The 23,841-nt window shown below is 70.9% G+C and carries 18 protein-coding genes, 4 tRNA genes, 1 other RNA gene and 1 pseudogene; 8 read left to right on the top strand and 16 right to left on the bottom strand.

Translation table 11 applies throughout. From position 1 onward, the window contains the following. Window positions 1–266 precede the first annotated feature (266 nt). Window positions 267–533: a DUF6274 family protein gene (locus tag ACWD01_RS31890; RefSeq protein WP_451166709.1), complete on the top strand. Its 267-nt coding sequence runs from the start codon at window positions 267–269 to the stop codon at window positions 531–533. Between the two features lie 351 nt (window positions 534–884). Here the strand turns inward: ACWD01_RS31890 and bldC are convergent, their stop codons facing one another. Together bldC and ACWD01_RS31880 are read right to left on the bottom strand one after the other, a co-directional pair. Then, window positions 885–1,091: a developmental transcriptional regulator BldC gene (gene bldC, locus ACWD01_RS31885; protein ID WP_003949541.1), complete on the bottom strand. Its 207-nt coding sequence runs from the start codon at window positions 1,089–1,091 to the stop codon at window positions 885–887. Window positions 1,092–1,570: 479 nt separating this feature from the next. Beyond that, the gene (locus ACWD01_RS31880; protein WP_451166707.1) at window positions 1,571–2,410 is read right to left on the bottom strand and encodes a hypothetical protein; all 840 of its coding nucleotides are present in this window, start codon (window positions 2,408–2,410) and stop codon (window positions 1,571–1,573) included. A 180-nt stretch (window positions 2,411–2,590) separates the two neighbouring features. Here ACWD01_RS31880 and ACWD01_RS31875 point away from each other — a divergent pair, with 180 nt between their 5' ends. Beyond that, window positions 2,591–3,682 carry a Leu/Phe/Val dehydrogenase gene (locus ACWD01_RS31875; protein ID WP_451166705.1) on the top strand — a complete coding sequence of 364 codons (1,092 nt, stop codon included), beginning with the start codon at window positions 2,591–2,593 and terminating at the stop codon, window positions 3,680–3,682. A gap of 278 nt (window positions 3,683–3,960) precedes the next feature. Continuing rightward, a complete protein-coding gene (locus tag ACWD01_RS31870; protein ID WP_159690167.1) occupies window positions 3,961–4,215 on the top strand; it encodes a DUF3073 domain-containing protein in 255 nt (84 codons plus the stop codon). A gap of 144 nt (window positions 4,216–4,359) precedes the next feature. Here the strand turns inward: ACWD01_RS31870 and purM are convergent, their stop codons facing one another. From purM to purS, 7 genes are all read right to left on the bottom strand, one after another. Next, window positions 4,360–5,463: a phosphoribosylformylglycinamidine cyclo-ligase gene (purM, locus tag ACWD01_RS31865; protein ID WP_451166703.1), complete on the bottom strand. Its 1,104-nt coding sequence runs from the start codon at window positions 5,461–5,463 to the stop codon at window positions 4,360–4,362. A gap of 33 nt (window positions 5,464–5,496) precedes the next feature. After that, window positions 5,497–7,014: an amidophosphoribosyltransferase gene (gene purF, locus ACWD01_RS31860; RefSeq protein ID WP_451166701.1), complete on the bottom strand. Its 1,518-nt coding sequence runs from the start codon at window positions 7,012–7,014 to the stop codon at window positions 5,497–5,499. 318 nt (window positions 7,015–7,332) lie between these two features. Then, window positions 7,333–8,151 (bottom strand): META domain-containing protein, encoded by an 819-nt coding sequence (locus ACWD01_RS31855; protein ID WP_451166700.1) that lies wholly within the window; start codon window positions 8,149–8,151, stop codon window positions 7,333–7,335. 77 nt (window positions 8,152–8,228) lie between these two features. Beyond that, the gene (locus ACWD01_RS31850) at window positions 8,229–9,020 is read right to left on the bottom strand and encodes a sterol carrier family protein (RefSeq protein WP_451166698.1); all 792 of its coding nucleotides are present in this window, start codon (window positions 9,018–9,020) and stop codon (window positions 8,229–8,231) included. Between the two features lie 148 nt (window positions 9,021–9,168). Further along, window positions 9,169–11,451, bottom strand: a complete 2,283-nt coding sequence (gene purL / locus ACWD01_RS31845; RefSeq protein WP_451166696.1) for a phosphoribosylformylglycinamidine synthase subunit PurL — start codon at window positions 11,449–11,451, stop codon at window positions 9,169–9,171. Continuing rightward, complete coding sequence (gene purQ, locus ACWD01_RS31840; RefSeq protein ID WP_451166694.1) at window positions 11,448–12,128, bottom strand: phosphoribosylformylglycinamidine synthase subunit PurQ; 681 nt, start codon at window positions 12,126–12,128, stop codon at window positions 11,448–11,450. Before purQ ends, purL begins: the two co-directional genes overlap by 4 nt. After that, complete coding sequence (gene purS / locus ACWD01_RS31835) at window positions 12,125–12,370, bottom strand: phosphoribosylformylglycinamidine synthase subunit PurS (protein WP_356898528.1); 246 nt, start codon at window positions 12,368–12,370, stop codon at window positions 12,125–12,127. Before purS ends, purQ begins: the two co-directional genes overlap by 4 nt. A gap of 290 nt (window positions 12,371–12,660) precedes the next feature. Between purS and ACWD01_RS31830 the strand changes: the two genes are divergently transcribed. The 4 genes from ACWD01_RS31830 to ACWD01_RS31815 all read left to right on the top strand — a co-directional run bounded on the left by ACWD01_RS31830 (window position 12,661) and on the right by ACWD01_RS31815 (window position 13,944). Then, window positions 12,661–12,999, top strand: a complete 339-nt coding sequence (locus tag ACWD01_RS31830) for a histone-like nucleoid-structuring protein Lsr2 (protein ID WP_356898527.1) — start codon at window positions 12,661–12,663, stop codon at window positions 12,997–12,999. 118 nt (window positions 13,000–13,117) lie between these two features. Further along, window positions 13,118–13,189 (top strand) — tRNA-Gly (locus tag ACWD01_RS31825). An 81-nt stretch (window positions 13,190–13,270) separates the two neighbouring features. Next, window positions 13,271–13,343: transfer RNA gene (locus ACWD01_RS31820), tRNA-Gly, on the top strand. Between the two features lie 528 nt (window positions 13,344–13,871). Further along, window positions 13,872–13,944, top strand: a tRNA-Gly gene (locus tag ACWD01_RS31815). A 118-nt stretch (window positions 13,945–14,062) separates the two neighbouring features. On the opposite strand, the gene ACWD01_RS31810 is transcribed toward ACWD01_RS31815, so the two are convergent. The 6 genes from ACWD01_RS31810 to ffs form a co-directional block, all read right to left on the bottom strand. After that, window positions 14,063–14,962, bottom strand: a complete 900-nt coding sequence (locus tag ACWD01_RS31810; RefSeq protein ID WP_451166692.1) for a phosphoribosylaminoimidazolesuccinocarboxamide synthase — start codon at window positions 14,960–14,962, stop codon at window positions 14,063–14,065. A 134-nt stretch (window positions 14,963–15,096) separates the two neighbouring features. Beyond that, entirely contained in the window at window positions 15,097–16,557 is a 1,461-nt protein-coding gene (locus tag ACWD01_RS31805; RefSeq protein WP_451166690.1) for a N,N-dimethylformamidase beta subunit family domain-containing protein, read from the bottom strand. 220 nt (window positions 16,558–16,777) lie between these two features. Then, the gene (locus ACWD01_RS31800) at window positions 16,778–18,433 is read right to left on the bottom strand and encodes a hypothetical protein (RefSeq protein ID WP_451166688.1); all 1,656 of its coding nucleotides are present in this window, start codon (window positions 18,431–18,433) and stop codon (window positions 16,778–16,780) included. A 325-nt stretch (window positions 18,434–18,758) separates the two neighbouring features. Continuing rightward, window positions 18,759–20,009, bottom strand: a complete 1,251-nt coding sequence (gene purD / locus ACWD01_RS31795; RefSeq protein ID WP_451166686.1) for a phosphoribosylamine--glycine ligase — start codon at window positions 20,007–20,009, stop codon at window positions 18,759–18,761. Between the two features lie 60 nt (window positions 20,010–20,069). Continuing rightward, window positions 20,070–22,406, bottom strand: coding sequence for a DNA polymerase III subunit gamma and tau (locus ACWD01_RS31790; RefSeq protein WP_451166685.1), 2,337 nt, complete (start codon window positions 22,404–22,406; stop codon window positions 20,070–20,072). 64 nt (window positions 22,407–22,470) lie between these two features. Continuing rightward, window positions 22,471–22,569, bottom strand: an RNA gene (gene ffs / locus ACWD01_RS31785) — signal recognition particle sRNA small type. Window positions 22,570–22,688: 119 nt separating this feature from the next. On the opposite strand from ffs, the gene ACWD01_RS31780 reads away from it, so the two are divergent. Continuing rightward, a tRNA-Ser gene (locus ACWD01_RS31780) sits at window positions 22,689–22,776 on the top strand. A 79-nt stretch (window positions 22,777–22,855) separates the two neighbouring features. On the opposite strand, the pseudogene ACWD01_RS31775 reads toward ACWD01_RS31780, so the two are convergent. Continuing rightward, window positions 22,856–23,750, bottom strand: a pseudogene (locus tag ACWD01_RS31775) (tyrosine-type recombinase/integrase); the annotation flags it as partial. Between the last annotated feature and the right edge of the window lie 91 nt (window positions 23,751–23,841).

Genomic DNA, 23,841 nt, shown 5'->3' with positions numbered 1-23,841 from the left:
GGAGCCGCCGTCGGACACAGCAAATCCCGTCAGGACCGCGCGAGTACCGAAGGCCCGCATCAACACGATGCGGGCCTTCGTCGTGCGATGCGGCGAAGCCGCCGTCGGACGCACCAAACCCCGTCAGGACCGCGCGAAGTAACGAAGGCTGTCGCGCGTCACACGCCTGCCCGGCGCGGAGCCTCGTGCGCCGGGCCGTCTTGACGGCGTCATCTGCCGCGGGTACCCAGTCACTAGGGGACGGCACACACCCGGAGGTGACGTGCATGGCGGCGTCCACGGCAAGGCGGTACGAGACCAGGGCGCTGCTGCGCGCCCATCTGTCGGCCTATTCCGGCTACCGGCACCTCACGAGGTCCTGCCCCATCTGTCACCGCCTCCTGCGGCTCGCCATGGAGCGCCCGGAGAACGAGCCACGGAACCGCGTGCCGAAGGCGTTCCTGCCCCAGGTTGTCGAGCCGACACGCGAGGCACTGCACGATCCGCCGCACGAGCCGGCGCCAGCCGATGACAAAGGTCCTACCAAGGAGTGACCAACGGCCGCTCTGTGACGCTCTTTTCCGTGACAGGCTGGGGTTTGGCAAGAGTCGGGCAGTGTGACGGGTGTCACCGAACTGGTTTTCAGAACCTCGACACTTAGGCCCTCCCTACAACCGTCCGATTTAATATGTGCCATTGCACTCCCCTCAGGACGGTCCGGCACAGGTCGCCACAAGGCGCCCTCAGCGCCCCAGCCGCCCCTCGGGCAACAAAAATCGCGCTGGACCCGGCGGAGTCCAGCGCGATCGATGACAAGGTCTGTTGGGGCAGACGCCGTCACGTGGAGCTAGGGGTGGGCGTTCCGAGGTGGGGGCCCCGGAAATGCCCGGTCAAACGGGGTGTGTTCAGGCCTCGCTGCGCTGCTGCGGGATCCCCGCAAGCAGTGCGCGGACCTCTGCCTCGCGGTACCGGCGATGTCCTCCGAGCGTGCGGATGGACGTGAGCTTGCCTGCCTTGGCCCAGCGGGTGACCGTCTTCGGGTCCACGCGGAACATGGTGGCAACCTCAGCCGGGGTCAGCAGCGGCTCGGCATCAGGGGTGCGAGCGGTCATGAGCGGCCTCCTCGGGAGAACCGAACCTTCTCGGTTCTTTCCTCTAAATTCTGCACCTTGACCCGCGTTGCCCGAAATGGCGGACGCAGGCCGAGTCGGTTATAGGACGAACGGCTTGTCCTCGGCACTACAACTACACCATCTGTCCAGCGACGTCGGCCAAACCGATGGAATTGCCCTCTCAGGTGTCCATCAGCGGCCGAAGCCCGATGGACCATGCCATAACGGACAGTCACGTCACAGTAACGATCAGTCACAGAGCGATCAGGAGTCGCCAGACCCCCCATAGAGTGCAATGCTGAGCATTCCGCCCACACTTGGACGGAAGGAACCCTCCCCGGACTCCTTGTCCTATTTTGACACGAGGGTAGGTGATGGGCGCAAGGGCGCGGTTAGTGCAGTCCGTCACGCTTGAGGCAAGTGCCCGGATCGGGACCTACGTCCTGTACGCAGCGGGACCCGGACAACGAAGTCGGCCTTCAGTTGGCGAACTGACGGTCTCTGACGGCCCGCCAGCGCTCCGTCAGCCGGGCGTACGCCTCGGCCGCCCCCTCGCCGTCGCCGGCCCGCAGCGCCGTGATGCCCTCCGTCACATCCGCCGCCGACCGGTCCTCCGCGAGCTGCTCCCCGGGCAGCGCGTGCACCAGGCCGCCGTAGTCGAGCTCGACCAGCGAGCGCGGATGGAACTCCTCCAGCCAGCGGCCCACGTCCACCAGGGCGTCGGTCAGCGGGCCCTCGTCGATCGTCTCCCGCAGCGTCCGCAGGGCCCGCGCCACCCGCCGGCGCGCCTGGACCATCGGCGTCCGGTAGCGCAGCACGGGCGCGCCCGGGCCCGCCGCCTCGTACTCCCGCTCCTCGTCGGTGAAGAGCGTGAACCAGCCGACCGGGACATGCCAGACCGCCGTCCTGATCCACGGCCGGGCGTCCGGGTTGCGTGCGCGCCACTGATCGAAGTCCGCCTCCGCCTGCCCCCGCACCACCGGCGGCAGCGCGGCGTCCAGCAGGGGCTCCGGAAGCTGCTGGGCGAGCTCCCCGAGGGCCAGCCAGCCACGCAGCCGGGTCCGCCACGGGCAGACGCAGACCACACCGTCCACGTCGGCCACGAACGCGTCGGCGCTCTCGTGGACCGGTACGGGGACCGGCGGGGTCGGCAGCAAGTCGGCCAGGGAGCGGCGCAGTTCGTCCTGTGCGGTCGGCGTGGCGTCCCGGCGGGCGTAGCGGGCCCAGTGGCCGCGCTCCGGCTCCGGGAAGGCCGCCAGCGGCTCATAGATCCGCAGATAGGACGCGTAAGGGACGAGAACAGAGGACAGCGCCGGCATGCCGCGATCCTTCCACGCCGGCACCCCGCGAGAGGGTGATCTCGGGCACGGGGTCGGATCTACGCACGCGTAGGACTTACTCTCTTGCCCAACCGGACCTTCCCGGCCTCCCCTGCCACAAGCGACCGGGATGATCGAGGAGGGACCGCACCCGCCGCTTCGTACTTGGGAGTCACCACCGTGACCGATGTGACCGGCGCCAATGCCGACGTACTGCACACCCTGTTCCGCTCGGAGCAGGGCGGGCACGAGCAAGTCGTGCTGTGCCAGGACCGCGCCAGTGGCCTGAAGGCTGTCATCGCCATCCACTCCACCGCCCTGGGCCCGGCCCTCGGCGGCACCCGTTTCTACCCGTACGCGTCCGAGCAGGAGGCCGTCGCCGACGCGCTGAACCTCTCGCGTGGAATGTCGTACAAGAACGCCATGGCCGGTCTCGACCACGGCGGCGGCAAGGCCGTGATCATCGGTGATCCCGAGCAGATCAAGTCGGAGGAGCTGCTGCTGGCCTACGGCCGCTTCGTGGATTCCCTCGGTGGCCGCTACGTGACCGCCTGCGACGTCGGCACCTACGTCTCCGACATGGACGTCGCCGCGCGCGAGAGCCGCTGGGTCACCGGCCGCTCCCCCGAGAACGGCGGCGCCGGCGACTCGTCCGTGCTGACCGCCTACGGCGTCTTCCAGGGCATGCGGGCGTCCGCCCAGCACCTGTGGGGCGAGCCGACCCTGCGGGGCCGCAAGGTGGGCATCGCCGGCGTCGGCAAGGTCGGCCACCACCTGGTCGACCACCTGGTCTCCGACGGCGCCGAGGTCGTGATCACGGACGTGCGCGAGGAGTCGGTGCGCCGGATCCTCGGCCGGCACCCCCAGGTCACCGCCGCCGCCGACACGGCCGCCCTGATCCGCACCGAGGGCCTGGACGTCTACGCCCCCTGCGCGCTCGGCGGGGCCCTGAACGACGCGACGGTCCCGGCCATCACGGCCAAGGTCGTCTGCGGCGCGGCCAACAACCAGCTGGACCACCCGGGCGTCGAGAAGGACCTCGCGGACCGCGGGATCCTCTACGCGCCGGACTACGTGGTGAACGCGGGCGGTGTCATCCAGGTCGCCGACGAACTCCACGGGTTCGACTTCGACCGGTGCAAGGCGAAGGCGTCGGAGATCTTCGACACCACGCTGACGATATTCGCACGTGCGAAGGCGGACGGTATTCCGCCGGCTGCGGCGGCCGACCGGATCGCTGAACAGCGCATGGCGGAGGCCCGCGGTCGCTGATCGTGGGGGCCGGCCCGCCGGCCGTGGGGAGACATGACTCACCCCGGTCGGCGGGTCGACCGTCGCGAAAGGGTTAAAATCGCCGTTGACCAGCGAGGACAGGGCTCCTCGCCGGTCCTGCGAAGGGGCCCGTGATGCGGGCGGCGTACCGTATGGCCGCGGAAGCAGGTACCGTTGAAGCCCTACGGACCGGTCTCTCCGAGGAGAGTCCGTTCCGACTCATGAACGCGTGTCAAGACTCTGGGGCCGTCGAGCCCCGTCACCGAGGGGGTCGAGCCATGGGGCGCGGCCGGGCCAAGGCCAAGCAGACAAAGGTCGCCCGCCAGCTGAAGTACAACAGCGGCGGGACTGATCTGTCGCGTCTGGCCAACGAGCTGGGCGCTTCGACTTCGAGTCAGCCTCCGAACGGCGAGCCGTTCGAGGACGACGACGAGGAAGACGACCCGTACGCACAGTACGCGGATCTGTACAACGACGACGAGGACGAGGACGAAGAGTCCGGCCCGTCGTCGCAACAACGCCGCGGCGCTTGACGCTGTACTGACACTGACCCGGTCCTGGGGCGACCCCGGACCGGGTTCTGTGCTGTTCAGCTCCGGGCCCGCTCCTCCGGATGCCGCCGGGCTCGCCGGCCCGGTCCGGAGGAGAGGGCCTCGCCGACGGCGGCCTCCGGGCCGCTACGACGCATAGGTTCCGGTCAGCTCGGCGCCCGTGTGCCCGGCGTCGGTCCGCTCGACGATGCTGCCGGCGACCCAGGCGTCGACCCCGCGGTCGGCCAGCGTGGTCAGCGCCACGTCGACGGACTCCTGCGGGACGACGGCCATCATGCCGACGCCCATGTTCAGGGTCTTCTCCAGCTCGAGCTGCTCGACCCGGCCGGCCCTGCCGACGAGGTCGAACACCGGTCCGGGGGTCCAGGTCGACCGGTCCACGACCGCGTGGAGCGAGTCGGGGACGACCCGCGCCAGGTTGTTGGCGAGGCCGCCGCCGGTGATGTGGCTGAACGCGTGCACCTCGGTGGTCCGGGTGAGCGCCAGGCAGTCCAGTGAGTAGATCTTGGTGGGCTCGAGCAGCTCCTCGCCGACCGTCCGGCCGAGCTCCTCCACCCGCTGCTCCAGGGACATCTTCGCCCGGTCGAACAGCACGTTCCGGACCAGCGAGTACCCGTTGGAGTGAAGCCCGGACGACGCCATCGCGATGACCGCGTCACCCTTACGGATGCGATCGGGGCCCAGCAGCCGGTCCGCCTCGACCACGCCGGTCCCCGCGCCCGCGACGTCGAAGTCGTCCGGGCCGAGCAGACCGGGGTGCTCGGCGGTCTCGCCGCCGACCAGCGCCGTACCGGCGAGCACACAGCCCTCGGCGATGCCCTTCACGATGCCGGCGACCCGCTCGGGGTGGACCTTGCCGACACAGATGTAGTCGGTCATGAACAGCGGCTCGGCGCCGCAGACGACGATGTCGTCCATGACCATCGCGACCAGGTCGTGGCCGATCGTGTCGTACACGCCCAGCTGGCGGGCGATGTCGACCTTCGTGCCGACACCGTCCGTGGCGGAGGCGAGGAGCGGACGCTCGTAGCGCTTGAGGGCGGAGGCGTCGAAGAGGCCGGCGAAACCGCCCAGGCCGCCGAGGCCGGCGACCTCGGGGCGCTTCGTCTTCTTCACCCACTCCTTCATCAGCTCGACCGCACGGTCGCCCGCTTCGATGTCGACGCCCGCGGCCGCGTAGCTGGCGCCGGTGTCCGCGTGCTGAGCACGCTCGGAAGATTCAGCAGACATGCTGGAGAACTTTCGTGTCGTACTGCAGGGGGATCACGGACGACGGAGCGCGTCGGCGGCGTCGGAGCCGCCCGCCAGCTCGGTCTCCAGAAGCTGCTTGCCGAGCAGCTCGGGGTCGGGCAGGTCCATCGGGTACTCGCCGTCGAAGCAGGCGCGGCACAGGTTCGGCTTGGCGATGGTGGTCGCCTCGATCATGCCGTCGATGGAGATGTACGCCAGGGAGTCGGCGCCGAGCGAGGTGCCGATCTCCTCGATCTTCATGCCGTTGGCGATGAGCTCGGCGCGGGTCGCGAAGTCGATGCCGAAGAAGCAGGGCCACTTCACCGGCGGGGACGAGATCCGGATGTGGACCTCGGCGGCGCCGGCCTCGCGGAGCATCTTGACCAGGGCGCGCTGGGTGTTGCCGCGGACGATCGAGTCGTCCACGACGACCAGCCGCTTGCCCCGGATGACTTCCTTGAGCGGGTTCAGCTTGAGACGGATTCCCAGCTGGCGGATGGTCTGGGACGGCTGGATGAAGGTGCGGCCGACGTAGGCGTTCTTCACCAGGCCGGAGCCATACGGGATGCCGCTGGCCTCCGCGTAGCCGATGGCGGCGGGCGTGCCCGACTCCGGCGTCGCTATGACCAGGTCCGCGTCGGCCGGGGCCTCCTTGGCCAGCTTGCGGCCCATCTCCACACGGGAGAGGTAGACGTTCCGGCCGGCGATGTCGGTGTCGGGGCGGGCCAGGTAGACGTACTCGAAGACACAGCCCTTGGGCTTCGCTTCTGCGAATCGCGAACTACGGAGGCCGTTCTCGTCGATGGCGATGAGCTCGCCGAGCTCGATCTCGCGGACGAAGCTGGCGCCGCAGATGTCCAGCGCGGCGGTCTCCGACGCGACGACCCAGCCGCGGTCGAGGCGGCCGAGGACCAGCGGGCGGATGCCCTGCGGGTCGCGGGCCGCGTAGAGGGTGCCCTCGTCCATGAAGACGAGCGAGAAGGCGCCCCGGACCTCGGGGAGGACCTTGGCGGCCGCCTCCTCGACGGTCAGCGGCTTGCCGTCCTCGTCGACCTGGCCGGCGAGAAGCGCGGTGATCAGATCGGTGTCGTTGGTGGCGGCGACCTGGGTGGCCCGGCCGTCCTCCTTGGGGAGTTCGGCGACCATCTCGGCGAGCTGCGCCGTGTTGACCAGGTTTCCGTTGTGGCCGAGCGCGATGGAGCCGTGGGCGGTGGCCCGGAAGGTCGGCTGCGCGTTCTCCCACACGGAGGCGCCGGTGGTCGAGTAGCGGGCGTGACCGACCGCGATATGACCCTTGAGGGAGCCGAGGGAGGTTTCGTCGAAGACCTGGGAGACCAGGCCCATGTCCTTGAAGACAAGGATCTGGGAGCCGTTGCTCACCGCGATTCCCGCGGATTCCTGGCCTCGATGTTGGAGGGCGTAGAGCCCGAAGTAAGTGAGCTTCGCGACCTCTTCACCCGGAGCCCAGACACCGAAGACGCCGCAAGCGTCCTGAGGGCCCTTCTCACCGGGGAGCAGGTCGTGGTTGAGTCGTCCGTCACCACGTGGCACGCCACCGAGTGTAGGCGAGATCGACCACTGGTCCGAATTGGGGACAGCGCCCGGCCGGGCCCCCGGGGGTGCACGGGGTCCACTTCGGGCGCGATCACGGGTGCCTGCCGGGGTGCGTACGACCTCCCCGGACGTCCGGAAATCCGTCCAGTGAACCGTCCACGATCCAAGACGACGGCCCGTATCCCGCGCGGGCCAGGGCTTCGACGCCCCGGCCCGGCCGCATCGGCTTGATCACCCTGCGTCAAAGACGGCCCCGCGTCCGGCCGGAACGCGTCGCCGCGGACGGCCGGTGCGGGCGTGTGCTAGTTCACACGGTCACTTCTCGCCGGGGAGCTCCGCGGCGACCGCGGCGAAGCCTTCGCCGTCCGGCCCGGTGAGCGTCAGGGAGCGGTGGTTCAGCTCGTACGTCGCCGTCCCTTCGAGGACCTTGACCAGTTTCCGCTCGACGTCCATCTCGGGGCCGTCGCACAGCTTCCTGGTGGAGGCCAGCCGGCCGAAGGTGATCGAGTCCTCGGAGATCTCGGCGGTGCTGGTGAAGCGGTTGCAGCCGAGGCTGCCGCGGACGGAGCCGTCCTTGCCGAAGGTCAGAAACGCCTTGTCCTCCGCACCGGCGGGCAGTGACGCCGCCGTCCCGCCGGAGACCAGGCTGTTCACCGCCCACTTGGTGCCCACCAGCGGCGCGGGCGGCTGCGAGGTGAGGGCGATGGTGTCGCCCTTCTCCGTCGTGAGGGTCAGCCTGCCGTCGGTCAGCTCCGCCTTCAGCCGGCCGGTGAGGGCGGCGCGCAGGGCGTCCTCGAAGCTCTGGACCTTCTCCTCGCAGGCCATCTCGGTCATCTCGGCGGGCCGCACGGTGATCGTGTCGCCCTCGACCGACACATCGGCGCCGAAGTGGTTGCACCCGTAGTTGCCCTGGGCCCGGCCCTTGTCGGTGATCTCGACGTGTGCGCCGGACGGGGCCGCGGTCCTTCTGCCGTCGATGGTGAGGCTGTCGACGGACCAGTGGACGCCGGTCACGGGCACGTCCGGCTGCACGGACCCGCCGCCGGACCCGGACCCCGGACCGGACTCCGCGCCGCAGGCGGCGAGCGCGAGGACGGCCAGTGCGGTGACAGAGATGCTCAGCTGGTTGCGCATACCGATGGGACGGAGCGGCCTCCTGGCCGGTTCCGCCGCCTCACCCGTACGGCTCAGCGGCGGCAGGACCCGTGCGCTCAGCCCAGGATCGGCAGCAGCGCCCCGAGGTCGGCCCGCTCCCCACTCGCGCTGACCTTCGCCGCCCCCAGCGCGTCCCGCCACCCCGTACGGCCGGTGGCCAGCCGGATCCAGGTCAGCGGATCGGCCTCGACCACGTTGGGCGGGGTGCCCCGGGTGTGCCGGGGGCCCTCGACGCACTGCACGACCGCGAACGGCGGAACCCGCACCTCCGTCGACGCGCCCGGCGCCTTGACCGCCAGCGCGTCGGCGAGCAGCCGGGTGCACGCGGCCAGCGCCCGGCGGTCGTACGGGACGCCCAGCCCGGTCGCGTCGTTCAGGTCGTCGGTGTGGACGATCAGCTCGACGGTGCGGGTGACCAGGAAGTCCCCGAGCCGCATCCCGCCGAACCGCATCGGCACGAGCCGCTCCGCGGATGCGCCCGGCAGCAGCTCCCCGAGGTCCGCGGCCGTACGGTCGAACAGCTCGCCGACCGAGCCGCCGTCGGCGAACGCCCTGGTGTCCTCGTCCACCTGCCCGGCCGCCGTCACCGTCGCGAAGGGCCAGTCGAGCAGCGCCAGGTCCTGATGGTCCGGCTCCGGCAGCCGCAGATACCGCGCGACGAGCCCGGACACCATCGCGATGTGCGCGGCGAGCTCCCGCACGGTCCAGTCACCGAGCCGCGTCGGCAGCGTGAACTGCTCCTCGCTGAGCGTGCCCACCGCCTGCCGCACCTGCCCGAACTGGGCGAGAACGGCGGCACGCGTGACGTCGGGATCGTAGGCGCGAAGGCGCTTCCTGGCCGGTGGCATGAGCCGACCCTACGGGGTGCGGGGGCCGCCGGGCACGGGGTTCCCGGCGCCGGACACGGACCGAGGAAGCCCCCCGCCCCGGCGGACCGGGACGGGGGCTTTCCGGGACGGGCGTCCGACGGGGTGCGTCGGGTCCGTCAGGGGTGCGTCAGACGAGCAGGGCCGGGATCGTCGACTCGTGGGCCGTGCGCAGCTCGCTCAGCGGGATGCTGAACTCGCCCTGCACCTCCACCGCCTCGCCGTCGACGACGCCGATACGGGTCGCGGGCAGGCCTCGTGCGCCGCACATGTCGCTGAAGCGGAGCTCCTCGCTGCGCGGGACGGCGACGACCGCGCGGCCGGCCGACTCGCTCAGCAGGAGGGTGAAGGCGTCGAGACCGTCCGGGACGACCAGGCGCGCGCCCTTGCCGCCGCGGAGGCAGGACTCGACCACGGCCTGGATCAGGCCGCCGTCGGACAGGTCGTGCGCCGCGTCGATCATGCCGTCGCGGGAGGCCGCGATCAGGATCTCGGCCAGCAGCTTCTCCCGGTCCAGGTCGACCTTCGGCGGCAGACCGCCGAGGTGGTCGTGGACGACCTGGGACCAGGCCGAGCCGCCGAACTCCTCGCGGGTGTCACCGAGCAGGTAGAGCAGCTGCCCCTCCTCGGCGAACGCGATCGGCGTACGGCGGTTGACGTCGTCGATCACGCCCAGCACGGCCACGACCGGCGTCGGGTGGATCGCGTTCTCGCCCGTCTGGTTGTAGAGCGAGACGTTGCCGCCGGTGACCGGCGTGCCGAGCTGGAGGCAGCCGTCCGCGAGACCGCGGGTGGCCTCGGCGAACTGCCACATGACGTCCGGGTCCTCCGGCGAGCCGAAGTTCAGGCAGTCCGAGATCGCGAGCGGCTTCGCACCGGAGGCCGCGACATTGCGGTACGCCTCGGCCAGCGCGAGCTGCGCACCCGTGTACGGGTCGAGCTTGGCGTACCGGCCGTTGCCGTCGGTCGCCATGGCCACGCCCAGGTTCGACTCCTCGTCGACCCGGACCATGCCGGCGTCCTCGGGCTGGGCGAGCACGGTGTTGCCCTGCACGAAGCGGTCGTACTGGTCGGTGATCCACGCCTTGGAGGCCTGGTTCGGGGAGGCGACCAGCTTGAGGATCTGCTCGCGCAGCTGCTCCGCGTCTCCCGGGCGGGCCAGCTTGTTCGCGTCGTCGGCCTGCAGCGCGTCCTGCCAGGACGGGCGGGCGTACGGACGGTGGTACGTCGGGCCCTCGTGCGCCACGGAACGCGGCGGCACGTCGACGATCTGCTCGCCGTGCCAGAAGATCTCCAGGCGCTCGCCCTCGGTCACCTCACCGATGACGGTGGCGATGACGTCCCACTTCTCGCAGATCTCCAGGAAGCGCTCGACCTTGTCCGGCTCGACGATCGCGCACATGCGCTCCTGCGACTCGCTCATGAGGATCTCCTCCGGCGAGAGCGTCGCGTCGCGCAGCGGAACGCTGTCCAGCTCGACCCGCATACCGCCGGAGCCGGCGCTCGCCAGCTCGGAGGTGGCGCAGGACAGGCCCGCGCCGCCGAGGTCCTGGATGCCCGCGACGAGCTTCTCCTTGAAGATCTCAAGGGTGCACTCGATCAGGAGCTTCTCCTGGAACGGGTCGCCGACCTGGACGGCGGGCCGCTTGGCCGGGCCGGTCGACTCGAACGTCTCGGACGCGAGGACCGAGACGCCGCCGATGCCGTCGCCGCCGGTGCGGGCGCCGTACAGGATGACCTTGTTGCCGGGGCCGGACGCCTTCGCGAGGTGGATGTCCTCGTGCTTCATCACGCCGATGCAGCCGGCGTTGACCAGCGGGTTCCCCTGGTAGCAGGAGTCGAAGACGACCTCGCCGCCGATGTTGGGCAGGCCGAGGCAGTTGCCGTAGCCGCCGATGCCGGCGACGACGCCGGGCAGCACGCGCTTGGTGTCGGGGTGGTCGGCGGCGCCGAAGCGCAGCGGGTCGACCACGGCGACCGGGCGGGCGCCCATCGCGAGGATGTCGCGGACGATGCCGCCGACGCCGGTGGCCGCGCCCTGGTAGGGCTCGATGTACGAGGGGTGGTTGTGCGACTCCACCTTGAAGGTGACCGCGTAGCCCTGGCCGATGTCGACGACGCCGGCGTTCTCGCCGATGCCGACGAGCATGGCGTCGTTGACGGGGGCCTTCTCGCTGAACTGCTTCAGATGGACCTTGCTGCTCTTGTACGAGCAGTGCTCGGACCACATGACGCTGTACATCGCGAGCTCGGCGCCGGTGGGACGGCGGCCCAGGATCTCGCGGATGCGCGCGTACTCGTCCTCCTTGAGGCCGAGCTCCTTCCAGGGCTGGTCCGCCTCCGGGGTACCGGTCGCGTGCTTGACGGTGTCCAGGCTGTGCTTGATGGTGCCCTCGCTTCGCTCGGTCGTCATGCTGCGACCAACTTCTTCAGGATCGAGGTGAAGAATCCGAGCCCGTCGGTGCGGCCGGTACCGACCAGCGGCTCCACGGCGTGCTCGGGGTGCGGCATCAGGCCGACCACGTTGCCCGCGGCGTTGGTGATGCCGGCGATGTCGCGCAGCGAACCGTTCGGGTTGCCGTCGAGGTAGCGGAAGGCGACGCGGCCCTCCGCCTCCAGCTCGTCGAGCGTGTGCTCGTCGGCGACGTAACGGCCGTCGATGTTCTTCAGCGGTACGGAGATCTCCTGGCCCGACGCGTAGTCGGCCGTCCACGCGGTGTCCGCGTTCTCCACCCGCAGCTTCTGGTCGCGGCAGATGAAGTGGAGGTGGTTGTTGCGCAGCATCGCGCCCGGCAGCAGATGCGACTCGGTGAGGATCTGGAAGCCGTTGCAGATGCCGAGGACCGGCATGCCCGCCTTGGCCTGCTCTATGACGGTCTCCATCACCGGCGAGAACCGGGAGATCGCTCCGGCGCGCAGATAGTCGCCGTAGGAGAAACCGCCGGCGAGGACGACCGCGTCGACCTGCTGGAGGTCCTTGTCGCGGTGCCACAGCGGAACGGGCTCCGCGCCGGCGAGACGGGCGGCGCGCAGGGCGTCCCGGTCGTCGAGCGTTCCGGGGAAGGTGACGACTCCGATACGAGAGGTCACGACTCCACCTTCACGACGAAGTCCTCGATGACGGTGTTGGCGAGGAACGTTTCAGCCATCTCATGGATGCGGGCGAGGGCGGCCTCGTCGACCGGCCCGTCCACCTCCAGTTCGAAGCGCTTTCCCTGACGGACGTCCGCGATCCCGGCGAATCCCAGACGCGGCAGTGCACGCTGCACCGCCTGTCCCTGGGGGTCGAGGATCTCGGGCTTGAGCATGACGTCGACTACGACGCGAGCCACGGGCACTCCCGGTGGTGTGTTGCGAGGGCGGTTCCCTCAGCGTACCCGGCTGGAAAATCTACGCGGGTAGATATGCGGACGTCACCCAAGAAAAACGACGTTAAGAATCAGGGTCGCCAAAGCGAAGGACACGCGGAGGTAATTGCCAGGGCTTCACAATGCGCCACCGACCGCTGTACAAAGGAATACAGAGGAAAGCAGGATTGCTCCTCGACGGCCGAATAGCCGGTATCACCGCACGTCAGAACCTGACCGTGGCCGGTGATACCGCAGGGAAAGGACCGATATCCGTGGCTCAGCGAGTGGTGGTCACGCTCTCCGACGACATCGACGGCGGAGAAGCGGCGGAAACGGTCGAGTTCGGCCTCGACGGTAAGTCGTACGAGATCGACCTCAATCCCTCGAATGCAAAGAAACTGCGCAAGGCCCTGGCACCGTACACGGCCGCCGCCCGCAGGCAGGTGACCGGCGGCAAGCGCGACAAGTCCCGCGCCGTGACCTACCGGCACACCTCGGTGGAGGCCGCGCCGGCGGCGGTCCGGGCCTGGGCCCAGTCCAACAAGATGGACGTCCCGGCCCGCGGCCGCATCCCCAAGCGCGTCTACGAGGCGTTCCGCGAGGCCAGTTGAGCCGCCCGCGCCACGCGCGGGCGCGCCGGGGCCGAACGGAGTTGCACTCCACCCCTGGTGATCGGCTACAGTCTGGAGCACGCCGAAGGGCAAGCCGAAAGGCCGCCCCGGGCAGCGTGCGGGTGTAGTTCAGTAGTAGAACATCCCCCTTCCAGGGGGAAGGCGCAGTGTGCAATTCCTGTCACCCGCTCTGCATCACTATTACCGTCCACCGATGTGGATCAGGTACAGTGGTGTTCGCACCGCCCAGTGAGAGCTGAGCGGCAGCAATGCGGACGTGGCTCAGTTGGTAGAGCATCACCTTGCCAAGGTGAGGGTCGCGAGTTCGAATCTCGTCGTCCGCTCAAGATCGAAGGCCCTGGTCGATACGACCGGGGCCTTCGTCGTTCCCGGACATTTGTCGTCGCTGAAGATGCCAGCGCGCGCTGTCCGCGCCCTTTCGCCTGGGCGATGAGTACGTGATCGAGGCCGTGACCTCGCCGGTTATCCGCCGCCGCGGCCTTCCCGCAAACGTGAAGGACGCGGATACCCCGCACGGGCGGTGTGACAGTGACCACAGCCCTGCGGACGAAATGCCCGGTCGCCGGACCCTGATCGTGACCAGCCGCGACCTGCCCGGACATACCGTGAGCGCCCAGCGGCTCGCCGGGACCCTCCACACCGTGCAGGCGGAAAACCGTGGCGTGGACCGGGAGTTGGCGTCCGACGCGATCTCGGCCGGTAGCGGCCTTTTGGCCGTGAGGGAGGCCGAGGTACTGGACCTCGCGGCGACAGGACCCGGGGCGGGCCTCGCTGCCCCAGGGCCGGCTTTCGCCGGGTGCGGCTCACCCGCCGCCGAGGTTGGGTATAGTGGTTTCCGCGCTACGGCGCATGCGGACGTGGCTCAGTTGGTAGAGCATCACCTTGCCAAGGTGAGGGTCGCGAGTTCGAATCTCGTCGTCCGCTCAGTGTGAAGCCCCCGGCGATCTCGCCGGGGGCTTCTTCGTTGTGCCGTGTCGTGAGCCGCTTCGTGTGCGGCCGGGGCGGATCCGGCGGACGCGGGACGTGTCCGCCGGACCTACCGCTACTGCCAGGCGGTGCCGGTCAGGAGCTCGTACGCCTCCACGTACTTGGCGCGCGTCGCCGCCACGATCTCCTCGGGCAGGGCGGGCGGCGGCTGCTCGCTCGTGCGGTCCCAGCCGGATTCGGGGGACGTCAGCCAGTCGCGTACGAACTGCTTGTCGTACGACGGCTGGGCGCGGCCCGGCTCCCAGCTCGCGGCCGGCCAGAACCGGGACGAGTCCGGGGTGAGCACCTCGTCGGCGATGATCAGCTCGTCGCCGTCGAAGCCGAACTCGAACTTGGTGTCGGCCAGGATGATGCCCCGGCCGCGCGCGATGTCGCGGGCCCGGGAGTAGACCGCGAGGGTCGACTGGCGCAGCTGGGCGGCGGTCTCCGCACCGACCTGGCGGGCGACCTCCTCGTAGCTGACGTTCTCGTCGTGCTCGCCGACGGCCGCCTTGGTGGCGGGCGTGAAGATCGGGGCGGGCAGCTCGGAGCCGTCGCTCAGCCCCTCAGGCAGCGCCAGACCGCACACCGTGCGGGACTCCTTGTACTCGGCGAGCCCGGAACCGGTGAGATAGCCACGGGCCACGCACTCGACCGGGATCATGCGCAGCGACTTGCACACCATGGTGCGCCCGGCCCAGTCGGCGGGCGCCCCGTCGGGCACGTCGGTGGAGATGACGTGGTTGCCGATCAGGTCCTGCAGGCGCTCGAACCACCACAGGGAGAGCTGGGTCAGGACCCGGCCCTTGTCGGGGATCTCCGTGGGGAGCACCCAGTCGTACGCCGACATGCGGTCGCTGGCGACCATCACGAGGTCGCCCGCCTCGTTCTGGTACAGGTCGCGCACCTTGCCGGTGTGCAGATGCACCAGACCGGGCACCTGCAACGGCTCGGGTTTTTCGACGAATCCGGACACGGTTCCTCCCGTGGCTGTGAACAACAGCTCTGATTGTCCCGTACGCGGGCAGAGGCCACCCGATCAGGGGTCGAGGGCCGGTGACGAGCCCGTGCCCGCCCGGCACCTGCCCGGTCCTGTCGTCGGCCGGCCGCTCAGTCGCGCTTGCAGATGCGGTCCAGCAGATTGGCGGTGGCGCGCTGGATGCGGGCGTCGACATGGCCGGGCCGGTCCAGCGCGGGCGACCAGGCGAACGTGCCCGACGCGAAGACCAGCGCACCCGAGGGAGCGCGGTACAGGGACGTCTCCTGGTGGCGGACTGCTCCGTCACCGTCCCGGTAGGGGGAGTGGGCGAGCAGAATGCGGCCCTCGTGCTCGGGCAGCGCGGTGCGCGGGAAGTACCGGTCGGCCTCGCCGGCGACCAGGCCGGGCAGCTCGTCGCCCTCGCCGGCCCCGGTGGAGTCCCACAGCCAGTGGTCCGCGTTCCGTACGACCAGCGGGGACGGTTCCGGGACGCGGCCCGCGTACTGGATGCCCAGCAGCTGCTGCTCCGCCCGGTCCACCTCACGCCACAGGGCGGGCCTGCCGGGGCCGCGACGTTTTCGGCAGGTCAGCAGCCGGTCGGGCGCCCCGGAGGCCGAGGGGCCGAGCTCGACCTGCCAGTACAGGGTGTTCGCGGAGAGGAACACCAGCGAGGTCCCCTGGTCGCGGGCCAGCTCCGCGGCGCGGCGCATGGGCGCCGACCAGTACTCGTCGTGGCCCGGGAAGACCAGGCCCCGGTAGCGCGCCGGGTCGATGCGGCCCGCGTGCAGATCGCGGGCGTCGGCGTAGGCGAGGTCGTAGCCGTACCGCTCGGCCCAGCGGACGAAGTCGTAGGCGTGGCCCACATGGAGGGGGAGGCCCGCGCCCGCGTACGGGCGGTCGAAGGAGACCGTGGTGGCGGCGTCCTCCTCGCCCAGCAGCCTGCCGTCCTCGTCCCAGGCGTGGTAGAGACTCGCGCCGGTGCCGCCGTCCTCGGGGTAGAGGTTGTAGGCCTGCCAGGTGATGTCGGGCAGCAGGAGAAGAAGGTCCGCGGGATGGTCGTCGCGGACCGTGAACGGGATGTGGGAGCGGTATCCGTCGAGGGTGGTCAGCACGGCGACGTACGCGCCGACCGACCAGTAGGACGGGATCTGCAGCCGCCACGAGAGCCACCAGTGATGGCAGGAGACCGTGCGGTCGGCGGTGAGCGGGGGCGGCTGGACGATCCCGGCGAGCCGGGGGCTCGTGGTGATCTTGGCGGCCCCGTGCCCTCCGTAGTGGCCGATGCGGTAGATGTCGACGGAGAACTGCTGCGGCGGGTCCACGGTGATGTGGAAGTCGATCGCCTCGCCGGGGGCCGCCGCGCCCGGGCCGGCGAACCCTTTGATCTGGCGGCGCACGTCGTCCGCGGTGCGGGGGCCGCCGGAACCGCCCCCGGCCAGGCCGGGGTCGGCGTACCAGGGGACGACCTGGCCGGTGTCGTCGAAGTACTGCTCGCTGCCGCGCAGCCAGGGCAGCGGGCCCTGACCGAAGGGGTCGGAGACGGCGTGCGCCAGGGCACCCGACTCCCATCGCCGGATCTGGTCCGCCCCCATGCCTGCCCCCTCCCTCGGTGCCTCTGTGACAACCGCGCTGGCGCCGACCTGTTCAGCGCCGGTCTCCAGCACATCACATTACGCAAGCAGTCCGTCACCGTTCGTCGCGAATTGACGACAAGGAGGCGATAGATGGAAGAGATCGTTCCGCATCGGGCTCCGGGGCCGACCGCCCCCGCGATCACGGGCGGAACGCCGCCTCGGGCGCACCACCCGTAATTCAGACGAGGCGGACCGGCTTCTCCGGGCGCACTCCGAGGGAACCGAGCCACACCCGAAGCGGCTGCGCGTCACCCTCCTCCACCAGGCTCAGCACCGGCGACGCCAGGTCCCCCAGGCGCTCGCCGTCGACCATCAGGGCCGGGCCGTCCAGCCAGTCCAGGCCGGGTACCGCGCCCACCGTGTCGACCGCGGTGCAGCACACCATCGCGACGACATGGTCGGCGAGCAGCTCACGGCCGGTGCGGGGCGGCTGGAGCGGCATCAGCGGCAGCGGATCGCCGCCGCCCCAGAGCGCCAGGGCGCCCTCGGAACCGTCCGCCACCGGGTCGGCGGCCGGGGCGGGCTCGCCAGCCGCCTCCTCGCGTGCCATCCGGGCCGTCAGCACGGCGGCCAGCGCGTCGCTCGCCTCGCCGCCCGGCCGTGCCGAGAGATGGTCGATGACCCGCGCCAGCGTCGGGCCCTGCGGACCCCTCGACGGGGGGACGCCCAGTTCGTCGAGGACCCGGTGGATACGGGCCGCCTCCGTACGCCACTTCCGGTCGACGACCTCCTCCGGATACTGCTGCCAGTCGACCGGCGCCCAGTCGGGGCCCGGCCCGGCGGGACCGCCGTGGAAGAGCCGCGCGGCCAGCAGCGACGCCGCCTCGTCCACCACCCCCGGCTCCTCCAGCAGGTCACAGGCGGGGCGCTCGCCCAGCCGCGAGGTGAAGCCCTCCGCCAGGCGGTCACGGCGCGACAGCTCCGTCAGCGCCGACACGACACCCGCGTCCAGCCGTGACGGCCAGCGGCCCATCCGCCACGCGGGCAGCGCCACCCTGGTCAGCAGCCGGTCCCAGCCCGCGTACGCCAGGCCGACCTGCTCCTGGGCGACGATCCGCAGCCCGTGGTCCACGGCCTTTGCGCGCTCCGAGGCGGCGACCGCGACCCAGCGCTCCATCCCCGCCGCCTGCTCCTGGCAGGCGCGCAGCAGCAGCCGCGCGGCTCTGCCGAAGAAGCCGGCCAGCACCCTTCCGACGAACCCCCGGCCGGGGCGGGCGGCATCGGCCACCGCCGCGTCCAGCCCCCGTACGTAACGGCGGGCGGCGGCTATGTCGGGATCGGCGGCCGATCCGGTGCCGGCGACGACCGGCGCGAGCACCGCCCGCAGCTCCGCCACCCGCATCCACCACAGGAACGGCGATCCGATCACCAGCACCGGCGCCTCTTCCGTACGCCGCCGGGCTCCCGATATCGAGTGCGCCGGATGCGACCGGTCCTCGAGCCAGCTGTCGCAGTCAGGGGTGAGCGCCAGGGCGGACGGCGCGGGCACCTCGAGGCGCTCCGCCAGGTCCCGCACCAGCCGGTAGAGGTCAGGGGCGGAGCGCTCCGGCAGTTCCACGGTCGGGCTGAGCGCCGGGGAGGCCCGCACGATGACCGCGGTGACGACGGCGGCGGTCACCAGCACGATCAGGGCGCAGACCGACACGACCCAGCGGGCGACGTCCCAGCCGCCGCCCTTCATGTGACCCGCCGCGCCACCGGCGAACAGGACGACGGCGACGGCCGCCGGGAGGAGCGCCACGGCGACCGCCCTGCTGCGGGCCCGCAGCACCGCAAACGCCATGGCTCGCGCGCCCCTGGCGCCCATCGACTCTCCGATACCGGTATCGGACACGACCGGAACTCACCCCCTCTGCCCTGCGACGGTGTTGGTCACTCCCCCACTGTGGCACCGCCCACTGACATCGCAATGCCGGTGGGCCAAGTGCCGGAATGCTTGCGCCGCACCCTAGTTGGGGCTTTCACGGCCGTCATCCGGTTGGGGCACCCGTCACTCGATGGAATGGCTTTGGGCAAAGGAACGCCCGCCCGGACGGAATGTCGGGGCGGGCGTCGAAACCACACTCGAGAGGCCGCGCGGGCACTTCTCGGGAGCGCTCCTGCTTCTGCTCGGCGCGCTTCGGTCAGACCCGGTCGGGCCCCGGTCCTGGCCGGGTGGGTCAGGCCTCCGCGGCCTTGCGTGCGATGTCCGTGCGGTGCTGGGAGCCGTCGAGACGGATCCGGTCCACGGCCCGGTACGCGCGCTCGCGGGCCTCGACGAGGTCCTCGCCGGTCGCCGTGACCGACAGCACCCGGCCGCCCGCGCTCACGACCGCGTCACCGTCCCGCTTGGTACCGGCGTGCAGGACGTACGCGTGCGGCGCGTCCTCGGCCGCGACGGCGTCCAGGCCCTCGATCGGGTCACCGGTGCGGGGGGTGCCGGGGTAGTTGTGCGAGGCGATCACCACGGTCACGGCCGCGTCGTCGCGCCAGTTGAGCGGAGGCTCGGCGTCCAGCGTGCCCTTCGCCGCGTTGAGCAGGACGCTCGACAGCGGGGTCTTGAGCCGGGCCAGGACCACCTGGGTCTCGGGGTCGCCGAAGCGGGCGTTGAACTCGATGACCCGCACACCGCGCGAGGTGATCGCGAGGCCCGCGTACAGCAGTCCGGAGAAGGGCGTTCCGCGGCGGCGCAGCTCGTCGACGGTCGGCTGGAGCACGCTCGCCATGACCTCGTCGACCAGCTTGGGGTCGGCCCACGGCAGCGGCGAGTAGGCGCCCATGCCGCCCGTGTTGGGGCCCTTGTCGTCGTCCAGGGCGCGCTTGAAGTCCTGCGCGGGCTGAAGCGGGAGGACCGTCTCGCCGTCGGTGATGGCGAACAGGGACACCTCGGGACCGTCGAGGAACTCCTCGATCACGACCCGGTCGCAGGCCAGCGCGTGTTCACGCGCGGCCGCGACGTCGTCCGTGACGACGACGCCCTTGCCGGCCGCGAGACCGTCGTCCTTGACGACGTAAGGGGCGCCGAAGGCGTCCAGTGCCTCGTCGATCTCCTCGGCCGTCGTGCAGACGTAGGCGCGGGCCGTGGGGACTCCGGCGGCCGCCATCACGTCCTTGGCGAAGGCCTTCGAGCCCTCCAGCTGCGCGGCCTCGGCCGAGGGGCCGAAGCAGGGGATGCCGGCCCGGCGCACGGCGTCGGCGACACCGGCGACCAGCGGCGCCTCTGGGCCGACGACGACGAGCCCGGCGCCGATCCCGGTGGCCAGCTCCGCGACGGCAGCACCATCCAGCTGGTCGACCGGGTGCAGCTCGGCGACCTCCGCGATGCCGGCGTTTCCGGGCGCGCAGTGCAGAGCGGTGACGTCGGGATCGAGGGACAGAGAGCGGCACAGGGCGTGTTCGCGGGCGCCGCCGCCGATGACGAGGACCTTCACGGCAGCCAGCCTAACCGCCGACGCGCCGGAGTCTCGTCCGGGCCTCCGAGGAGCGGCCCGCTACTCGTTCGTATATTCCTCCACCACCGTGGCCCCGAGCTCGCGCACGATCAGGTCGTGACCGGAGAGCGCGGAGTCGACCATGTCCGGGTCGTCGGCCTCTGGCACGTCGTCCTCGAGCGACACCGGGGGCGGCGCGTACGCCTCCGGGGGCCGGGGCGGCTCCGCCCCGTTCTGCGACCCCGCGGCGGTGTCGGCCGGGGCGGCGGCCGACTGGTGGGACGGCTGGGACGCGGGCTGGGCGGGACGCGGCGCCGGCGGGGCCGCGGGAGCGGGCGCCGGGGAGGCGGGCTGCGGCCGGTTCTGGCCGTAGCCGCCCTGGCCGGCAGCGGGCTGGCTTCCGTAGCTGCCGGGGCCCGACGTGGGGGTCGGGGCGGTGCCGCCGGGTCCGGCGGAACCACCGGACGGGTCGATGATCGCCTCGACCTTCCACTGCACGTTGAACTGCTCGGCGAGCGCCTGCTTCAGGACGTCCTCACTGCCGCTGCTGCCGAACGTGTCCCGGGCACCGGCGTTGATGAAGCCGAGCTGGAGGGTCGTCCCGTCGAAGCCGGCCACCTGCGCGTTCTGGCTGAGCAGGATCCAGGTGAAGCGGCGGCGGTTCTTCACCGCCTCAAGGATCTCGGGCCACATGTTCCGTACCTGGCCGGCGCCCTGCGCCATGCCGGGGGCGGGGCCAGGCCCCGGAGCGGGAGCGGCCGGGGCGGGCGTGGCCGGGGCAGGAGTCGGCGCGGCAGGAGCGGGCTGGGGCGCGCCCTGGCCGGGCGTGGAGGCCGTGGGCCAGCCGCCGGGCCGACGCGCCGGCTCGGCGGGCCCGGCAGCTCCGCCGGGCGCGGCGGTCCCGGGCCAGGCGCCGGGGCGGGCCGCGGCGGGCGGTTGGGACTGCGGCTGGTCTGCTGGTGGCTGCGGTGCGGGCGGCGCCGCAGGCGCGGGTGCCGCGGCGGGCGCGGGCTCTGTGGAGGCGGGAGCCGCCGGGGCGGGCGCGGGCGCTGTGGGCGCGGGAGCCGCCGGGGCGGGCGGCGCGGCCGGGGGCTGGGCGGGGCCGGGCTGCGATGCCTCTCCGCGCACCGCGGCACGGGCGGCGGCCGGCCCGCCGCCGGGAGGCGCCGGCGCGTGCGCCTGGACGTCCGGCCCCGGTACGTACCCCACCGCGGGCCCCTGCCCACCGGCCGAGAACGACGCCCCGCGCTCCAAACGGTCCAGCCTGGCCTGCACCGACCGCTCGTCGTCGAACGCCGCGGGCAGCAGCACCCGGGCGCAGATCAGTTCCAGCTGGAGGCGCGGCGACGTGGCTCCGCGCATCTCGGTCAGCCCTGTGTTGACCAGATCGGCGGCCCGGCTGAGCTCGGCGGCGCCGAAGACCGAGGCCTGGGCCTGCATCCGCTCGACCACGTCCGCCGGAGCGTCGATCAGCCCCTTGGCGGCGGCGTCCGGGACGGCGGCGAGGATCACCAGGTCGCGCAGCCGCTCCAGCAGGTCGGCGACGAACCGGCGCGGATCGTTGCCGCCCTCGATGACGCGGTCGACGATCTCGAAGGCCGCGGCCCCGTCGCCCGCCGCGAAGGCGTCCACGACGGAGTCGAGGAGCGAGCTGTCCGTGTAGCCGAGCAGAGCCGTCGCCATGGCATACGTCACACCGTCGTCGGCGGCGCCGGCGAGCAGTTGGTCCATGACGGACATGGAGTCACGCACGGAACCGGCGCCCGCCCGGACGACCAGCGGCAGTACGCCGTCCTCGATGGGGATGCCCTCCTGGCCGCACACGAGGCCCAGGTACTCCCTCAGGGTGCCGGGCGGCACCAGACGGAACGGGTAGTGGTGCGTCCTCGACCGGATCGTCCCGATGACCTTCTCGGGCTCGGTGGTCGCGAAGATGAACTTCAGATGCTCCGGCGGCTCCTCGACCACCTTCAGCAGGGCGTTGAAGCCCGCCGAGGTGACCATGTGGGCCTCGTCGATGATGTAGATCTTGTAACGACTGCTCGCCGGCCCGAAGAACGCCTTCTCGCGCAGCTCACGGGCGTCGTCCACACCACCGTGCGAGGCGGCGTCGATCTCGATGACGTCGATCGAGCCGGGCCCGTTGCGCGCCAGGTCACGGCAGGACTGGCACTCCCCGCAGGGCGTCGGCGTCGGCCCCTTCTCGCAGTTCAGACAGCGGGCGAGGATGCGGGCACTGGTCGTCTTGCCACAGCCCCGCGGCCCGCTGAACAGGTACGCGTGATTGACCCGGTTGTTCCGCAGGGCCTGCTGGAGCGGGTCAGTGACATGCTCCTGACCGATGACCTCTGCGAACGACTCGGGGCGGTAGCGGCGGTACAGCGCAAGGGACGACACACCTACGAGGTTATCGGGGCCCACCGACAACCGGACCCGCCCCGTACTCCCCGCCGCCCCCGCAGACGCAAGCGCCCCTCACGCACCCGCCAGAGCCGACCTACCCTTGCTGCCTTCCGGCCCTGGGGGAGTTCAGTCAGATAGCGCCACGTGAGGGGCTGAGCCCAGGTTACCCGATACACAGGGGTGGTCGAACCGCCAGGGGCGGGATGTCCGGCCTCCCCGGACAGAGATCGCGAACAGGTTCGCGAGCACTCCTCAACGTCTTGTATTGTTTGCGGCGGAGGATTCGCCTAGTGGCCTAGGGCGCACGCTTGGAAAGCGTGTTGGGGGCAACCCCTCACGAGTTCGAATCTCGTATCCTCCGCCAGTGCCTCACCGGGCACGATGTCGAAGGGCCCCACCGCTCGCGGTGGGGCCCTTCGTCGTTGTCCGTCTCGGTTTCCGTCTCAGTTCGGGTCTGTGGCGCCCTCGGAGGGACCGTCGGCCGCGCCCCCAAGTGCGTCACCGACCTGTTTGGCGACCTTCCTCAAGAGCGGCCCGGTGACGTGCATGCAGCTAGCTCGCATCCGTGCCGATCCGCCAGGCTCCCATCCCATGATCGCGTCCACCACTACATCGGGGACTCCGAGCAAGAGCAGTACGGTTCCAGCGGTGTGGCGTGCGTCATGGAGCCGCCCGTCTCGTACGCCCGCGTCTTCGAGCAGCTGCTTCCAATGGTGGTAGTCCGTGTTCGGGATGAGAGGTCCGCCGGTCGGCTGAGCGAACACATATCCCTTGTCCTCCCAGTCCGCCCCCGCTTCTTTCCGCTCCCGGTCCTGCTCCTCCCGGCGCTTGTGCAGAAGCTTGATGAGCGGGTCCGGAAGACCGATGGTGCGGCGGCCGGCGCGGGACTTGGTGTTCTTGTGCTCCCGGCGGACCTGCCTGCGCTTCGGGCAGTAGCCGGGCTCGGCCGCAAGTGTCACCGCAGCCGTGTTCGTACTTCAGCCGCAGACGGTTCTTCCGGATGCGGATGTATCCGGCGTCCAGGTAGACGTCTTCCCACATCAGCCCGAGCGCTTCGCCCTGACGCAAGCCGAGTGCCAGAGCGATGACCCAGCGAGCACTGTTGCGACGCTTCGAAGCCTCCAGCAGGAGACTCTGAATCTCCTCGATCGTGTACGGCTCGATCTCCTCCTCTTCGAGCCGCGGGGCCTTGGCGATCTCAGCGACGTTCTTCATGACGTGACCACGTCTCACTGCCTCACTCAGCGCGACGCGGGCGGTCCGATGAGCGTGGTGAGCGGTCCCGGCCGAGCTGCCGTTCTCCTGCATCCGCTCGTAGAACTCTTTGAACCGTTCGGGTCTGCCGCACGATCGGGTGACATCTGAACTGGCTTGCCCTGTGGGGCGGGTGGGAAGGATGTCGCTGTGCCCAAGCCTTATCCGGAGGAGT

The sequence above is a fragment of the Streptomyces sp. NPDC002835 genome (genome assembly GCF_053591995.1).
Note: the sequence above shows the minus strand (reverse complement) of the source record. Positions and strands in the feature narration are given on the sequence as shown.